The sequence below is a fragment of the Desulfosporosinus metallidurans genome (assembly GCF_001936615.1).
Taxonomy (GTDB): domain Bacteria; phylum Bacillota; class Desulfitobacteriia; order Desulfitobacteriales; family Desulfitobacteriaceae; genus Desulfosporosinus; species Desulfosporosinus metallidurans.
This window is the reverse complement of the sequence record NZ_MLBF01000002.1, coordinates 211134-227455: the sequence shown is the minus strand read 5'-3', so window position 1 is coordinate 227455 and position 16322 is coordinate 211134. Positions and strand designations below refer to the sequence as shown.

The following is a 16322-nucleotide window of genomic DNA, read 5'->3' as shown; positions in this document are numbered from 1 at the left end:
ATTTAAATTTATTAGATTTAATCAAGGAGGTATTTCAATGAAAAGTTATGTCTGCTCAGCGTGTGGCTATGTTTATGATCCTGAAGTTGGAGATCCGGATTCAGGAATTGCCCCGGGTACCGCTTTTGAGGATATCCCAGATGATTGGGTTTGTCCACTTTGTGGAGTGAGTAAAAGTGAATTCGAGGTAGTTGCGTAAACTACTTAAATGATGATCTAAACGCAAAGGGAAAAGCTCAAAATTTGAGCTTTTCCCTTTAGCTTTTCCCTATAGTTCCATTATCGCAGCTTCATCACGGTCAAGTTTTTCCATGCATGCTTTTAGGCGGGTCCGCAGGTCGGAATCGCCTATGGCCTCCCGCATTTGACGCATCAAATCAATGGTTCGTCTGAAAACACTGATGATATCTCCTTCATCAAGGTTACATAACGCCTGTACCTCAACGAATGATGTGCCTTGACTCCAGGCATAAGTAATCCCCGCAACGCGTGGGTCGTATCTAACTGTGTCTTGTCCACAAATGCTTTGAATATATTCCGCGATTTCTTTGACAGGTACTGAATCAAAAACTGCAGCACGTTGAAACATATCATTTTTCCTTGCTTCGAAGTCGATGCAGGACAGTAAGGCATTGAGTTGATCGTCATCGAGTTGCTGGAAAACGTCTGAGTAAATGAGTTCAGTTACTAGGAGTTCTTGAACATAAATACGGCTGGCACAAGTTCCACGGGGCAAAAGTTCATTTTCGCGTAAATACCCTATTTGGCGAAGGTGATTTTTCTTGTATTCAAATTCATCTAAAAAGGCATTTTCATCGGGAAGGCCATCTAAAGCCGTTTGAAGACCTTGCTGTTGTTGTATGATGGTAAAATAGGTTTTACTTTGATCCCTGCAGTTTTCCTGCTGTTCTGAAGGGCAAGTTTTAGGAGTTAAGGATAATACCTTTTCCCAAGTGTGAATTTTGCGGGCCATTTCTCGGCCATATACCCTAGTTTGCTTGCGAGGTCCTAAAGCCTTATACGCCTTCCGGAGCTTCTCTAATTCCTTTCGTTTGGGATGGTGTTTTAACGGGCAAATAAACGATCCAACCTCTTCGCAGAGATGATGTTGAGTGGCTTCAAGCTGCTGCTGGATCTGAGCTAATTCGTTGTGAAGATGATCGGAACTCAGTCGGTAGCTATAGGCTGCAAAACTTTTTTGAAAATAAGTTTCTATTTGTCCCTGCGTCAACGTTGCTGTGAGATTCAGAACTGTATTGTAGGTCAACCTAAATTGGCTGGTGAGTGGCTCGAGTCGATTTAACTGGAACTTTGGTGGAGGGCTCTTTTCCATATAGGACAAGTCAACGATGGCAAACGAATAGCCTTTTTTATCGAGACCACGTCGCCCCGCACGACCGGACATTTGAAAAAATTCATGATTGGCAAGTGGGCGAAAATTGCGTCCATCATATTTATTGAGTGAGTCAAAACAAACTGCTTTGACGGGATAATTAATTCCTACGCTAAAGGTTTCTGTGCAGTAGAGTACGTGAATCAGTCGTTCTAAGAAGAGTTCTTCGACAATGACTTTTTGAGATGGAAGCAATCCGGCATGATGATAGGCGATCCCTTTGGAACACAAACGCTTAAGTTGACGGGTTGAAGACGACCATTCAATTTCTGGACCAAAGTGCTGAAGGAATTTTTCTTCAACAATTCGGCGCTCCGGAGATCTTAAATAATTAGCGATGGTCGCCAATTCCATGGCTTTTATGGCACATTGTTTTCGACTGAAAACAAAGAAAAGTGCTGGAAGATGGTCACGTTGAATCGTTCGAATGAGGTCTAAGTGGCTCGTTGGGCCAAAGGGGTTGTCGTCATTGATACGGTCTTTGAGCTTTCGACGATAATAACGCCAGAGTTCATCATAACTAACCAGGCCAGTGTCTTTGGTATAATAGAAATAGTCTAAAGGGACAACCCGGTTATGTTCTTCGATTAGTGCAACATCCTCATGTCGAATGGATTTGATCCAATCGACTAAATGTTGGGCATTGGCTATCGTTGCACTTAAACCAAGAATTTTCATTTTGGAAGGTGCGAGAATAATGGATTCTTCCCATACGGTGCCACGTTCCTCGTCATTGAGCCAGTGAATCTCATCAAAAACAATGTGAGATACAAACTCAAGATTAGGATCTTCCGTGATAACTTGATTACGAAAGACTTCTGTGGTCATAATTAGTAAGGGGGCGGTAGGATTCAGGACAACATCCCCTGTCATGATCCCTACTGCCTCTTCACCAAACTGTGCTTTAAAGTCTCTGAATTTTTGATTGCTCAGAGCTTTAATTGGTGCTGTATAGATCACCTTTAGGTGTTCAGTCATAGCTTTCTCAATTAAATAATCCGCGACAAGTGTCTTGCCTGTACCCGTGGGTGCAGCCACAACCACAGATTTTCCAGCATCAATGGCATCCAGTGCCTCTTCTTGAAAAGGGTCAAGTGTAAATTCGTGATACGTGCGTTTAGACATGTCGGTCAGCTCGTTTCTGATGTCATTTTACTTATTTTAACAAAACGCTGAATAATGGTCAACTTTGTGTGGTAGATGGTCTGAATGATCACTAGGTCCCATATGATGAAACAAGAGACAAGGCTAAGGGGGGATCAGTGGTGTCTTCGTTGCGATTAGAGATAGAGCAAGCCATGGGACTCAAGTTTCCGGAGCGCAACGGTGAAGCGATCGTACGGTTTGAGGAATCCATGGAAGTTCCCCGTGCAGCTGAAACGTTAATGCGAGGATTATATCGTGACCCTGAGCGTGTGCGTCAGGGATTTAAACTACTGCAACAAGAAACCGGATCTCTGATTGATATTCTCATGCCTCGGCGCTCTCGGTTACGTGAATGGGCTGATTCTCTTCCGGATCGTCCCAAAGAAGCGGAATCCTTCTTAAAAGAAACAACAGAACAACTTTTAATAAGAGAACAACGTTTGGTACAGGCTGAACGAGACTTAGTAGGTCAATTACAAGAGAGTGGATTAGAGGATGTCTTCCCAATCCCCTTAGCAGCTTTCGGAATTTGTACTTACCGAGATCCTAACGTGAAACTCTTTCTAAAGCCGATTGGAAGGTTTGCAGAAATCGTTCAGATAAACCCTGAGTCTTTACGGCAGGCAATACGCGTTCATTTCCTGTTTCTACTTCTTCTGATCGCTGGAGCAGACTTAGATGGCCGAGTCTATGCTCGGGGAGGGGAAGATGAGGTGATCCACTGGCTAACAAGTGTTTATACGTTCCGATTTTTAAAGAGTCAATCGACAGAACTCATTCAATGTTATCAAGAATGGGTTAAAGCATGGGGAGGAAAAATGCCGCCCCAAAGCCTATTTAACGAACGAGCCTGTGAAAAGACACGCGCTGCGATGGTATTTTGGCGGCGTCAGTTGAACATAAGTTGGGAAGAATGTTGGCACATAGTCAATCAACTGGAGCCTGAAAGCTCCAATGTCATGGGTTTTAATTAAGGCCATTCCGCTAATTCATAGGGCTTAATAATTTCCAACCGATCATCGACCAGTTTCAAAACCCCTGATTTTTTCCAACCGTTAATGGCACGATTGACACATTCGCGTGAGGTTCCGATCATACTGGCTAGATCCCGATGTGTGAGTGAGGCATCTATAAAAATCGGTTGGCCTGGGTTTGAGGCAGGCTTCGCTAGGCGAAGAAATAGAGCAGCAAGAACTCCTGCTGTTGAACGGTTGGTTAAAATCCGTATGAACTCTTGAGCGAGCCTTAACCGCCTGCTCAAAGTCCGAATCAGGGCCATGGAGAGAGCAGGATTAGCCTCGAGAAGACGGGGCATGACTTCATTATGTAAGACTAAAAGGGTGCTGTCTTGTAGAACTTCAGCAGTGGCTGGATATGAACCTGCTTCAAGCAGTAGAAGTTCGGCGAAACAATCATAGGGGCCACACCAATCGAGAATCTGTTCCACACCCTCTGGTGTTGATTTACTGAGTTTTACTTGTCCAGAGAGGACAAAATACACTGAAGAACCGATCTCTCCCTCAACAAACAAGAGCTGTCCACGGCGGTAATGACGCTCATTTAGATGGGGAAGCAGGGGAGTGACATCGTCAGTAGTTAAGGATGAAAACAGAGCAAAGCGGAGAAGTTCCTCGGGCTTAAGCACGAATTGCACCTCATTTCAGTAACTTATTTTGACACGTATTGGTGGATGTTTCGGATAGTATAAACGAGGAGACCTTTTAGGTCTCCTCGTTTTCACAGTGTAACGAGTAAGGTCATACACTAGAAGGGAGCGAGGAGGAATCGTTAATGAGAATGGTTGACATTGAATGGACTCCGGTACAGATAAAACCGGTCATCAACACCCCTTTTCGAGTGTTGGTGTTATTTGTAGTAGCAGTCTTAACTGTGATCATCGTTATAAATGCAAGTTAATGGCGTCCGATCAGTTCAGGGTAAGTCTAATGAATGTGAGGGCGTAGCACTGACTTGTTGGGCCGCACGGACAACATCTGCCATAACACGCGCTTGATCTGGAAGTGCTTGGGATTCCCATTGCGTCATAATTTCGCCACGCGAAGAAACATAATAACGCGGGGGTAAACGATTTAAGGCTAAGGCCATAATATCAGCCTGACAGCGCTCACAGGAACAGGATATTGCGTTTTTGCGAAGATAATCTTGTAGTGCCTGATGGACTGCAATTTCTGTGTGATTTTTAAGGTCATACATAGGTATGTTTCATCTCCTTTGTACTTCTTTAGTAATTCCAATAATAAGGGTAAATTGATTAAAGAACAAGTAGATGTTTTATAAAGGATGGCACATGTTAATCAAAGAGCGTATAATTAGGCAGAAACATAAGAATGCAATTCTGCCTAACTATACGCTCTTATGGTTTAAAGAAAACTTGGCTAGCGCCAAGCCTTAGCGAAGGCGGTCGCCTTAGTTGCACTTATGCCACCCAAAACTTATACTTCCTGACTGGTACAAGAAAGAGTATTCACCGAAGAAGATGCCCTATAAACGCTCAAGAGTAAGATTATCTTTTGAGTTTACTGGTTACCCCTTGCCAAAACCGACTTGTTTCGTAACCAAGGCGCCATACGGCAATGCCCCTCAACCGATAACTTTTGACAAAGCCGAGGCGAATCTTGGCAGAAAGTTCATTTTCATACCAGACAGTATGTCTTAGGCGTCCTTGCCAATAATAGAAATTAGGTTCGACTGCGGGATCAGACCAAAGGATGCGTGCATTAGTTCGAGCGACCAACTCGGGAATATCACGCATTGGAACCATCTGAGTTTGCTCGTGGGACCAATCATACCCATAGACGGGTATGCCCAGTAATAATTTTTCGTGCGGGACATAGCGGATAGCATAGTCGAGCGATTCGGTCATCCAAGGTAGACTTGCAATTGGACCGGGCGAACCGCCTGAAAAATGTTCGTCATAGGTCATTAGAGTCACTGAATCGCATAACCGCCCAATGCCAGCAAAGTCATAGCCTGGCGCTTCCCATTTCGAACGCTTTGCAGGGATAGCAATAGTTAAAAGTAAACCTCGGTCATGTAATGTTGCCTTCAAGGATTCTAGAAAAGCAAGAAAAGGAATTCGGTAAGGGCCTTCTATCCCTTCAAAATCGACATGTACACCGGCTGCCGTAGGTGGGATCAAATTCATCATATGCTGTATACAATTTCGTTGCGAAACAGTTGAAGATAAAACAGAACGTAAGGGTAGAGGATCAAAGATTTTTCCGTTAAAATTGTGAAAGAGAATAAGGGGAGCCGTTCCTTGTGCTATAGCCTCTTGAAGCGCGAGTTTATTAACTTGACCGCTGAACTGACCATCTGGTTGAAGCTGAAAGGCAAAGTCAGCATAAGCATCGATGCGGGAGCCTTGTTGCCGCAGTGAGCCAATGGCGCGCATATCTCCCTGGAAATCTTCGGAAACATAACCGAGTACCCATAATCGTTTGTCTATAAGGTGTCGTGCTGTCGGTGTCCAATTTGAATTCAAACAGACTTCCTCCTCTTGTTGTATACTCCCTAGGATAAGATATGAGGAGGAAGCGAATAAATTTTCCTTTTTATTATGGTAAAATAAGGTAAGTGAGGGATCTGCGATGAAGTGGGATTTTATTAATGATTTGCAAAGGATTTATGGTTATATGGATCATTTGGAGGAGCAAACTATCCAACGAGATTATCCAATGATATGGGAGAGAATTCATGCCACAAGCTGTGCTCAAATGGGTCGTATGCTTGCGGAAATGCGAAGTGTAGACACTGAGCAGGCAGCGTTAGCTTGTGCCTTACATGATATTGGCCGTTGGGTATCGGGACGACAGTATGATCATGCGCCTAAAGGTGAGGAGCCAGTTCGGCGTTTCTTGGTGGAAGGGAACGTCACAGAAGAAACAAGAGAACAGATTGTTCAAGCGGTTATAAACCATTCTAAGAAGGATCAGATTGGCACAGCACTTGAGGAAATTGTGAAGGATGCAGATATTTTAGACTGTTATTGGCATGGAGAAGAAATATCGAAGGAGTATCATATTGCTAGGCTTCAGCAGGCTTTAAAAGACTTAGGAATCAATCCATTGAAGGAGGGATAGCATGGAAAAAGTACTACTTATTGCTACAGGTGGAACTATTGCCATGCGTAAGGATGAAACAGGAAAGGTTGTTCCAGCTGTTAGCGGTCATGAGCTACTGGAAAGCCTTCCTGAACTCTCTCAGCAAGCCGATTGGGAAATATGCGATTTTAGCAATGTAGCAAGTTGTAATATGGATCCAACGCAGATGAGGACTTTAGCACTTGAGGTTGAGCGGCACTTTTCTCTCGATCCTTTACTAAAAGGGATTATCATAACCCATGGTACGGATACGCTGGAGGAAACCGCTTATTTCCTAGATGTTGCCATTAATGATCACCGGCCAGTGATTCTGACCGCTTCTCAAAGAGATGCTTCTGAGAGCGATTCGGATGGACCGCGCAATCTATCGAATGCTATGCGCATTGCCCTCGATCCTCGGGCTGTGGATCGAGGGGTTGTTATTGCTCTCAATGAAGAAATTCATGCTGCACGGGATGTGCGAAAATTGCATACGAATCATGTCGATGCCTTCAATTCGGGCGATAAAGGAGCCTTGGGAAGTATCGACACAGGGGAGGTCATTTGGCATCGTAAACCTGAACGAACCGTTAAGCTTGGAATTCAAAAGACTCTAGCAAAGGTCGCGATTTGTAAGGTTTATACGGGTATGCCTTCGAATATCTTGCGGACCATGATTCAAGACGACACGGAAGCGTTCGTGATCGAGGCTTTTGGACGTGGAAATCTACCGCCAATCCTTATGCAGGAGATTTCTGAGATTATCGCAATGGGTGTTCCAGTCGTGATTACGTCACGATGCTTATTTGGGCGTACGGCTCCTGTCTATGGATATCCGGGTGGGGGAGCAGACCTCGAACGAGTTGGGGCTTGGTTTTCAGCGGATTTATCGACGGAAAAGGTGCGTTTGTTTTTAAGTATTGCCTTAGGACAAGGTATGGATAAAAAGGAATTGAGAAAGATTCTCTCTAATGGGGCTGTGAATATTTCTTGATCAATCTACTGTGCCTGCTCGGTCGTTATACCCTTGTCATGATGGGAGGAGAAACCGAAAATGAAACGCAATTCCGTTATGGCTGGATATTATATTTTTTATTTTGCAGCGGTGGGAATTTATCTTCCGTTTTTACCTTTATTTCTCACGCGTTCTAATATGAACAGCCTTCAAATTGGTTTTCTAATGTCTGTCGGTCCACTCGCTGGTATTTTCGCTCAAGCGGTTTGGGGAACACTCGCAGATCGACATCATCGCCGCAAAGAATATTTACTCGCGGCTTTGATATTAACGACTTTCATCAGCATTACGTTGTCTTTTGGCAAAGGTTTTTTATCGTTTGCTTTTTTGTTGTTTTTATATGCTCTAACAAACTCACCAATTACACCTTTATCGGATGCGTTGGTGTTAAATACACTAGATGATCCAAAGGATTATGGAAAAATTCGTCGCTGGGGTTCCTTAGGGTTTGCCCTGACTGCCGCTCTCGGTGGACTTATTTTCTCTCATTTAGATTTGGCTTGGTTCGGGGTTCTAGAAGGCATTATTCTATTAGGGAGTTTATTCTGGGCGAACTCGTTACCTAACCCACGTGACACGATGCAAAAGGTTTCCACCATACCTTTTCCCATTATTAGCGTCCTCAATGCTCCGGGGTTACTTGTTTTTTTGATAGTCACCTTACTTTTCATGACCCCATATAATGCATACACTGCTTTTTTTGGCTGGCACATGCAGGCATTAGGGGCAAGCCGCTGGTGGATTGGGTTAGGGTGGATGATTGCTGCATTGAGTGAAATGATTGTATTTAGCAAGGGAAGTGCTTGGCTGAAGCGGTCTCATCCTCAATACTTGATCGCGATGGCTGGGATTATTTTTGCTCTACGTTGGGTAACGTATAGTTTTGTTCAAGACTATCATTTAATAGTCTTGTTACAGATAACTCAGAGTCTTAGCTTTGCACTATTTTATTTAGCCGGTGTGGAGTATTTAAACCTTCTTTTGCCTCCCTATCTTCAAGGGAGCACTCAGTCTGCCTTTAATGCTGTCAGTTTTGGAATCAGCGCGATTGTTGGAACCGTGGGTGCAGGGTGGCTGATTCGTATCGGTGAGGTACAATTGATGTACAGAGTATCGGCCTTGCTCACAGTCGGGGGTGTGATTTTAGCGCTGCTTTTCCTACAATATGATAATAGGTTATAACAGGGCAACGGGTGTGCCATTTGCTCTTAGAATTGCCCTATTGGTGCCATCAAAGTGATTGGAAGATAAAGCCCCAGACCATATTGTATGGGTTATTGTCCCAATGATATTTAAGGAGGTTACAAAAATGATTAGACAAGCCGTTGAAAAAGATTTGCACGAAATCTTGGAAATTTATAACGATGCCATATTAAACACTACGGCAATATACACCTATGATATTCAGACCCTGGAGGATAGAAAGTTATGGTTTCAGAAGAAGAATGAGGAGGGATTGCCGGTTCTTGTTTTTGAAGAAAATAATGAAGTTCTTGGATTTGCAACGTTTGGCCCTTTTAGAGCTTGGCCAGCCTATAAATATACGATAGAGCATTCTGTCTATGTGCATCCAAACTATAGGAACCATGGGGTTGGTACTGCATTAATGAAAGAAATCATTAGAATTGCTGATAAAAGAGAGTATGCAACACTAGTTGCCGGTATAGATGGTTTTAATGAAAACAGCATTAAAATGCATGAAAAGATGGGTTTTGAATATTCAGGTACTATTAAAAGAGCTGGTTTTAAATTTGGTAAGTGGCTTAACCTAGTATTTTACCAAATAAATCTCTCAGGTCCTAAAAATCCAATGGATGGGTAAGTTGTAGGGAAGGCCGACGGTTGTTTTTATGATTTATCTTGACAGGGTAAGGAAAGGATAGTATCCTATAGATGAGATAGGTTCTCAGTTATTTTTTAGGATTTAAGTGAGAATGATTATCGTTTATATAGGAGGGATGAAACGATGGGACGCTATTTAGGGGATTTAAAACCTGGAGAACGGGCATGTGTTGAGCATATTGAAGGTGGGGGAGCGTTACGTCGTCGGATGATGGATATGGGAATCGTCCCTGGGGTTGAGTTAGAAGTTATACGTTGTGCTCCTTGGGGTGGACCACTTCAGATTCGATTGAAAGGGTACTATTTAGCAATGCGCCGAGGAGAATGTGCTAAAATTTTTGTCAAGGAGACCCATCAAGGGTCCATAGAACATCCGCTAGCAAGTCGTTAAAACTTGTTTGTTATACCTAATGTGATTTTACTAGGACATATTAGCAAGCTTAAAAGAAGGGAGGCGCTTAGCCATGAAAATAGCACTTATGGGTAATCCGAATGTCGGTAAGAGTACAGTATTTAATGCTTTAACGGGTTCCAACCAACAAGTTGGGAACTGGGCTGGAAAAACGGTTGAACGAAAGTTGGGTACGATCCAGAGAGCTGGTCAGGACATAGAACTGATTGATCTTCCTGGAACTTATAGTTTGACTGCGTACTCCCAAGAAGAGATTGTTACTCGCGAATATATACTCCGAGAAAAACCGGATGTTGTAATGGCGATGGTTGATGCCTCAAATATTGAACGAAATCTTTACTTAATACTCCAGCTTATGGAACTTGCGCCCCGCGTTGTTATCGGCTTGAATATGTTAGATTTGGCACAATCCGCAGGCATAACGATTCAGGCTACTAGTTTAGCCTCTGCTTTAAAGGTTCCAGTGGTTGAAATTGTTGCGGCTAAAGGAAAAGGGATCGAAGAATTCTTAATGGAGGCTATTAAGTTAGGAAAACTAGAACATGATCCTACGCCAGGGAATGTCCTATATCCGGAAGAACTGGAACAACGGATTCAGGCAATGGAAGAATTGTTGGCTGATACCCCATGGGCAGAAAGGTATCCATTGCGCTGGTTAGCCATAAAACGCCTAGAAAGAGATCCGGAAATCGGGCAAGAGTGGAAGAAAATCACCCCACAGGCTCGGAAAAATAAGGACAAGGATTCCTGCTGTGATCCTGGAGATGGAGTCAATTACGAGCTTAAAGAATCGATCACGCTTCCAGGTGAGGCATTGCTCCTGAAGTATGAGACAGAAGGATGGACTAAGGATCATTTTGAGATGGCCTTTGCCGATGCAAAATATCAATATATTTCCCAGATCCTTCCTAAGTTTGCGACTCAGGAAAATCTTACTAAACCCACGCGGACGGATTTGTTAGATCGTTGGGTTCTATCTCCAATTTGGGGCTATCCCATCATGCTCGCAGTCCTAGCATTTGTGTTTTGGGCTTCCTTTATTTCTAGTGCGCCATTGGGTAGTGCTGTTTCCCAAGGTATGGCTTGGGCGGGCGATGTCATGGCTCGTTTGCTACAATGGGGTCATGCTCCTGACTTTATCCAAAGTTTAGTAAGAGATGGGATTTTCGCGGGGGTAGGTGCTGTTTTAGCATTTGTGCCTCAGATTGCAATTTTCTTTGCCTTCTTTTCCTTTATGCAAGACAGCGGTTATTTGGCGCGGGCAGCGTTTTTAGGGGACCGATTTATGCAACTCATGGGTTTACATGGAAAGTCGTTTTTCTCCTTGGTTTCCGGTTTTGGATGTAATGTTCCGGGAATTATGGCCACAAGAACACTGGAAGATCCCAAGGACCGTTTGATTACTATGCTCATCAATCCGTTGATTCCCTGCGTGCCTCGTTTAGGGGTTATGAGTGCCGTTGTGGCTGCATTTTTTCCAGGTTCTCGAGGTGCCGTCGTTATGTTAAGTCTTCTGATGTTAAGTATGCTCCTCGTGATGTTCTCGGCACTCTTTTTAAGAAAAGTGGTCAAACAAACCGAACGATCAGCCTTTGTCATGGAACTCCCTCTGTACCATATCCCCACGTTCCGCAATATCCTGTGGCCTACTTGGCAGAAAACGTACTCCTTTCTCAAAAGGGCGTGGACGTTCATTTTAGTAGCTTCAATTGTGGTCTGGGTCTTGAGCTCTTATCCACAAGGGGTTCCTATGGACAGGACGTGGGCTGGTAAAATGGGAGGGTTGTTGGCTATTATTGGGCAACCGTTAGGATTTGACTGGCGGATAATGGTCGCAATTGTTTTTGGGTTTACAGCTAAAGAAACGACATTATCAACCCTCGGCATATTGTACGGTGTTGCAGCAGATGCTTCGCAGTCTATTGCTCAAGCGATGACGGGGGCCATGACTTCCTTAGAGGCTTACACATTTCTAGTTGTTTATATGCTTTATATTCCATGTCTCGCATCGGTCGTAACAACGTATAAGGAATCCGGAAGTTTAGCCTGGACAAGCTTTGGGGTCGCTTATAACCTTCTTCTTAGTTTTGTTGTGGGGTGGATTGTTTTTCACGGAGGACAAGCGATCGGCATTCATTAGGCCTAAAAAGTCCTACTGGAGGTGAACGGTTATGTTTGCAAGCATTATGAAAATTCTGGCACGCAAGGAATCGATCTCGATGGCACAGTTGGCCCACCAAGTTGGTTATTCAGTAAGGGAAATTCAAAGTGCGTTGGAACAAATGGAGCATATGGGCTACATTCGTCGCGAACTTTTCGGCCAAGCGTGTAGTTCGCGCTGTGGATCAGATCGAAGCAGTCACTGTGAAGGGTGTGGTTTTTCTTCGTCCGAGACGTTTAATTTTTGGGTACTTACGGAGCGGGGACAAACAATAGTGGGTTCGCAGCCAAAATAGCCAAGGCATTTATTTTTAGAAATTTTCCTTATATTATGGTATGATAATAGGAAAATTTGAATTCTTGGTGAATTATATAGGCGTTTGGAAGGGAGCCCGTGTACTGAATGAGTAAGCCCCGTGAGGAAAAATATCAAGCTATTTTAGATGCGGCTACGACGGCTTTTGCGGAATATGGCTATTTCTCTTGTCAAGTATCCAAAATCGCCAAATTAGCAGGAATTGCGGACGGTACAATTTATCTCTATTTTAAAAATAAGGAAGATATTTTGGTCAGTCTTTTTACGGAGCGGATGGGTCAATTTATTAAAGAGATTCGTCAGGCTACTGGAAAATATGAGACAACCCAAGAACGATTATTGTGTATTATTCGAACCCATTTGAGGTATATGCAGGAAAACCGTTCGCTTGCCATAGTTACTCAGATTGAACTCAGACAGTCGAATCCGGAAATCAGAGAAGCAATTTCTGGTCCCTTAAGAGAGTATTTCCATCTTATTGAACAAGTTCTTGCAGAGGGAGTTAAAAAAGACGAAATCATTTTAGCGGATATTAAGGTAGCTAGACAGATGTTCTTTGGGACGTTGGATGCTATGATCAGTGATTGGGTGACTTCGAAGAAACCACGTTCTTTGGAAGAATCTGAAGATGTTGTATTTGACTTAGTACGAGGGGCTTTTAAAATTAACAATTTGACGTAACTTCAAAGAGGCATTGTCTCTTATTCCGGCTAGGACGAAAGCTAAAGGGAAGTAAGGATTGCTTAAGCGATTCCTTACTTCCCTTTTATCTTGTACCAGTCAGAAAGTATAAGTTTCGGGAAGTTAACTTTCTTGGTTTCAGCATAGTCACAAAATGGAAAGTATCTAGACAATAGGGTAATGTTCGCGTATTATTTATGGGAATGTCTAATACTATTACAAGCATGAAAAACCAAAAGATAGGGAGATATATGATGGATTTTGCGGGTAAAGATAAAGCGACTTATGTGAAAGAGACTTTTAATGCTATTGCTGGCCATTATGATTTGATGAATAGTTTGATGAGCCTGGGAATGGATAAGCGGTGGCGACATATTGCCGTGCAACGTGTAGGGGCAAGGCCGGGTATGAAGATTCTTGATGTTTGCTGTGGGACAGGACAACTTTCGATGGAACTAGGAAACGTGGTGGGAGAAGAAGGGAACATTATTGGGTTGGACTTCTCACAGAATATGTTGGACGTAGCTGAACATTCATTGGCACACTCCCCGAATAGGGATCGTATTCATTTCATTCAAGGGAATGCTATGGAACTTCCCTTCCCGGATCATTCGTTTGACGGGGTAACGGTAGGCTGGGGATTGCGAAATTTGCCGGATTTGCGCCAGGGGATACGAGAAATGGTACGTGTTGTAAAGCCTGGAGGAAAGGTTGTATCCTTAGATATGGCTAAACCATCGTTCCCGGGGTTTAAGCAAGTTTATTGGCTATATTTTGAAAAGCTTGTCCCTATAATGGGTAAAATTTGGGCCAAAAAATCAAGTGCATATCAATACTTACATGATTCTGCCCGAGAATTTCCATCTCAGCAAGAATTAGTCCGAATCTTTGCAGAGTGTGGTTTAACCGAAACAAATTATGTTAATTTGGCAGGAGGGGTTGTAGCCGTCGTAATTGGTACGAAACCCAAGGACTAAAAATGATTCCCAGTTAAGATGGACCATAGGAGTTGAAGAGTTATTTGTTATAATAATCATACTTTATAGAAATAATATAGTATAAATATCCTTAATGGGCCCTGAAAAAAAACCACTAGACATGGATAGAAAAGAGGAGTAAAATTCACTATGCTCTTGTCGCAATGAGAGTAAACATTAGCATTGAAGCTTGCTTAGGAGAAAGAAGGATCTATGATGATGGCTAATAATAATAAGTTATTGTGGCTACGAATTCGCACCTCTATTTTTGGTCATCCACTAGCAACGCAAAATGCAGAAGATGCAAAAGTTGGTGTCGCAGGAGGAGTTCCAGTTTTTGGTTCTGACATCATTTCTTCTGAGGGCTATGCACCGGACGAAATTTTGTACGCCCTTCTTCTGGCTGGATCATTGGGTTACGCGTATATTTTAAAGATTTCAGTTGCCATCGTCCTTCTCGTGATCAGCATTTTTCTTGTTTATCGTAAAGCAATACAAAAATATCCTGAAGGTGGTGGTTCGTACACCATCGCTAAGGCATATCTTGGCGAAAATTTTGGTCTTATTGCTGGGGCGAGTTTGACTCTTGACTATGTTTTGACAGTTGCAGTAAGCGTTAGTTCTGCGATTGAAAACTTAACTGGGATTATCCCATGGTTGGCCCCACCTCAACACAAAGTATTAGCAGACTGTTTGGTGATTTTGTTTATGGCGTGGATAAATTTACGTGGTTTGAAAGAGTCAGCCAAATTATTTGCGTTTCCGGTATATCTTTATATTGCGACTTTAGCCTTATTAATCGGAACTGGTTTGGTAGAGATTTTGGTTCACGGAGTGACACCAATGGCTGTAGCAACAGGGCATATTGCTTCTACTTCAGTAAGTGGGATGACCTGGTTTATCTTAGCACGAGCGTTTGCAGGCGGAACGACGGCTCTTACTGGTTTTGAAGCAGTGAGCAATGGGGTTACGGCGTTCAAAAATCCTGCCCAGAAACGAGCCATTCATACCTTAATGGTTTTGGCCATTGTTGTTTCTCTTGGCTTAATAGGCTTAACCTATTTAGCGGGTGCCTACCATTTGGTCCCGGCAGGAGGGAATACAGTCCTTAATCAGTTAGGTTTAATTATCTTTGGTAAAACCATTCCCTATTTTGTTTTGATGGGAACAGCTGCTGCTATTTTGGTTATTGCCTCAAGTACACCTTTTGCCGGGTTGCCGATATTGTTAAGTCTAATGGCTCGAGATGGATATACTCCGAGGTATTTCAAGAACTTAGGGGACCGGTTGGTTTATAGTGTAGGGATTTGGACGTTGTTCTTCGTTTCAAGCTTGCTAATTATTGTGTTCCATGGGGATACCCATACGATGCTTCCACTCTATGCGATTGGCGTGTTACTGTCTTTTGCTCTCACAGGTTTGGGCCTTGCCAAACATATTTGGAAAACGAGAGGGGAGAAATGGAAGTCGGATTTTGCCATATTTAGCTTTGGAGGAGTTGTTTCATTCCTCGTTTTCCTCGTTTTTATTACAACTAAGTTTATGCAAGGGGCTTGGATTGTTCTTGTTATCATGCCACTTCTCGTTTTGATGTTCCGGGGCATTCGATATGTTTATCAGGGTGAGATTCAGGATGTCGAGGTCACACGGGAAGCATCAGAAGCCTTTCACAGGTATGTGATGAAATTAAAACGACGAAGGGCAAACATAGAACTGTCAGACTATAAGAATAAAATAATTGTTCCAGTTTACGACTTGAACTTAATTGTTATAAAAACCTTAAAATATGCGTATGCCTTGACCCCTCAAGTCACCGCTGTTCATGTTGCCTCAGACCCAAATCGCACAGCAAAGCTGCTAAAACATTGGGCAGAACACCACATTGAAATTCCTCTGGAAATTGTCGACTCCCCTTATCGTGCCACCGTCCACGATTTCTTAAATTATATTGATAAAGTGGAGAAGAAGGGAAATTTTGACACAATCACCGTGGCGATTCCAGAATATGTCCCTGAAAAATTGTGGCACAACATCCTCCATAATCAGACGGGTCAATTGATGAAGCTAATGTTACTTTTCCGTAAAAGCATTCTTGTCACGAGCGTTCCTTATCATCCTATACTAAAAGAAGCACATCCGGATGATTTGAAAGTTAATTCAAAACACTAACCATTAATCCAGTTGAAAAATCGGTTTTTAAAACCGGTTTTTTTATGCCATAAGCATTAATGAAATCTTAAAAATGATCCTGTATTATTTTTGCAAAAATGCTCAAAC

The 16322-nt window shown here is 42.9% G+C and carries 17 protein-coding genes; 13 read left to right on the top strand and 4 right to left on the bottom strand.

Annotated elements, in window-relative coordinates; all coding sequences use genetic code 11:
* Nucleotides 1-37 precede the first annotated feature (37 nt).
* Entirely contained in the window at nucleotides 38-199 is a 162-nt protein-coding gene (gene rd / locus DSOL_RS02460; RefSeq protein ID WP_075363290.1) for a rubredoxin, read from the top strand.
* A 69-nt stretch (nucleotides 200-268) separates the two neighbouring features.
* Here rd and DSOL_RS02455 read toward each other — a convergent pair whose 3' ends face one another.
* Nucleotides 269-2518, bottom strand: coding sequence for a DEAD/DEAH box helicase (locus DSOL_RS02455; protein WP_075363289.1), 2250 nt, complete (start codon nucleotides 2516-2518; stop codon nucleotides 269-271).
* Between the two features lie 140 nt (nucleotides 2519-2658).
* Between DSOL_RS02455 and DSOL_RS02450 the strand changes: the two genes are divergently transcribed.
* Nucleotides 2659-3513, top strand: a complete 855-nt coding sequence (locus DSOL_RS02450) for a hypothetical protein (protein WP_139314361.1) — start codon at nucleotides 2659-2661, stop codon at nucleotides 3511-3513.
* On the opposite strand, the gene DSOL_RS02445 is transcribed toward DSOL_RS02450, so the two are convergent.
* Complete coding sequence (locus tag DSOL_RS02445; protein WP_075363288.1) at nucleotides 3510-4184, bottom strand: Crp/Fnr family transcriptional regulator; 675 nt, start codon at nucleotides 4182-4184, stop codon at nucleotides 3510-3512. The two genes, DSOL_RS02450 and DSOL_RS02445, sit on opposite strands and share 4 nt — an antisense overlap.
* Before the next feature lie 146 nt (nucleotides 4185-4330).
* Here DSOL_RS02445 and DSOL_RS29430 point away from each other — a divergent pair, with 146 nt between their 5' ends.
* Nucleotides 4331-4456 (top strand): hypothetical protein, encoded by a 126-nt coding sequence (locus DSOL_RS29430; protein ID WP_282433520.1) that lies wholly within the window; start codon nucleotides 4331-4333, stop codon nucleotides 4454-4456.
* A 15-nt stretch (nucleotides 4457-4471) separates the two neighbouring features.
* Here the strand turns inward: DSOL_RS29430 and DSOL_RS02440 are convergent, their stop codons facing one another.
* Together DSOL_RS02440 and DSOL_RS02435 are read right to left on the bottom strand one after the other, a co-directional pair.
* Nucleotides 4472-4753 (bottom strand): late competence development ComFB family protein, encoded by a 282-nt coding sequence (locus DSOL_RS02440; RefSeq protein ID WP_075363287.1) that lies wholly within the window; start codon nucleotides 4751-4753, stop codon nucleotides 4472-4474.
* A 310-nt stretch (nucleotides 4754-5063) separates the two neighbouring features.
* Nucleotides 5064-6044 (bottom strand): glycosyl hydrolase family 18 protein, encoded by a 981-nt coding sequence (locus DSOL_RS02435; protein WP_075363286.1) that lies wholly within the window; start codon nucleotides 6042-6044, stop codon nucleotides 5064-5066.
* 106 nt (nucleotides 6045-6150) lie between these two features.
* On the opposite strand from DSOL_RS02435, the gene DSOL_RS02430 reads away from it, so the two are divergent.
* From DSOL_RS02430 to DSOL_RS02385, 10 genes are all read left to right on the top strand, one after another.
* Nucleotides 6151-6642: an HD domain-containing protein gene (locus DSOL_RS02430; RefSeq protein ID WP_075363285.1), complete on the top strand. Its 492-nt coding sequence runs from the start codon at nucleotides 6151-6153 to the stop codon at nucleotides 6640-6642.
* A 1-nt stretch (nucleotide 6643) separates the two neighbouring features.
* Entirely contained in the window at nucleotides 6644-7636 is a 993-nt protein-coding gene (locus tag DSOL_RS02425; RefSeq protein ID WP_075363284.1) for an asparaginase, read from the top strand.
* A gap of 60 nt (nucleotides 7637-7696) precedes the next feature.
* A complete protein-coding gene (locus DSOL_RS02420) occupies nucleotides 7697-8839 on the top strand; it encodes an MFS transporter (protein ID WP_075363283.1) in 1143 nt (380 codons plus the stop codon).
* Between the two features lie 127 nt (nucleotides 8840-8966).
* A complete protein-coding gene (locus DSOL_RS02415; RefSeq protein ID WP_075363282.1) occupies nucleotides 8967-9479 on the top strand; it encodes a GNAT family N-acetyltransferase in 513 nt (170 codons plus the stop codon).
* A 144-nt stretch (nucleotides 9480-9623) separates the two neighbouring features.
* Nucleotides 9624-9890: a FeoA family protein gene (locus tag DSOL_RS02410; protein WP_075363281.1), complete on the top strand. Its 267-nt coding sequence runs from the start codon at nucleotides 9624-9626 to the stop codon at nucleotides 9888-9890.
* A 73-nt stretch (nucleotides 9891-9963) separates the two neighbouring features.
* Nucleotides 9964-12051 carry a ferrous iron transport protein B gene (gene feoB / locus DSOL_RS02405; RefSeq protein WP_075363280.1) on the top strand — a complete coding sequence of 696 codons (2088 nt, stop codon included), beginning with the start codon at nucleotides 9964-9966 and terminating at the stop codon, nucleotides 12049-12051.
* Nucleotides 12052-12082: 31 nt separating this feature from the next.
* Nucleotides 12083-12367, top strand: coding sequence for a winged helix-turn-helix domain-containing protein (locus DSOL_RS02400; protein ID WP_075363279.1), 285 nt, complete (start codon nucleotides 12083-12085; stop codon nucleotides 12365-12367).
* A gap of 107 nt (nucleotides 12368-12474) precedes the next feature.
* Nucleotides 12475-13068, top strand: coding sequence for a fatty acid metabolism transcriptional regulator FadR (gene fadR / locus DSOL_RS02395; protein WP_075363278.1), 594 nt, complete (start codon nucleotides 12475-12477; stop codon nucleotides 13066-13068).
* A 254-nt stretch (nucleotides 13069-13322) separates the two neighbouring features.
* Nucleotides 13323-14045 carry a demethylmenaquinone methyltransferase gene (locus DSOL_RS02390; protein ID WP_170871422.1) on the top strand — a complete coding sequence of 241 codons (723 nt, stop codon included), beginning with the start codon at nucleotides 13323-13325 and terminating at the stop codon, nucleotides 14043-14045.
* A gap of 216 nt (nucleotides 14046-14261) precedes the next feature.
* Nucleotides 14262-16214 (top strand): APC family permease, encoded by a 1953-nt coding sequence (locus DSOL_RS02385; RefSeq protein WP_075363348.1) that lies wholly within the window; start codon nucleotides 14262-14264, stop codon nucleotides 16212-16214.
* Nucleotides 16215-16322 lie beyond the last annotated feature (108 nt).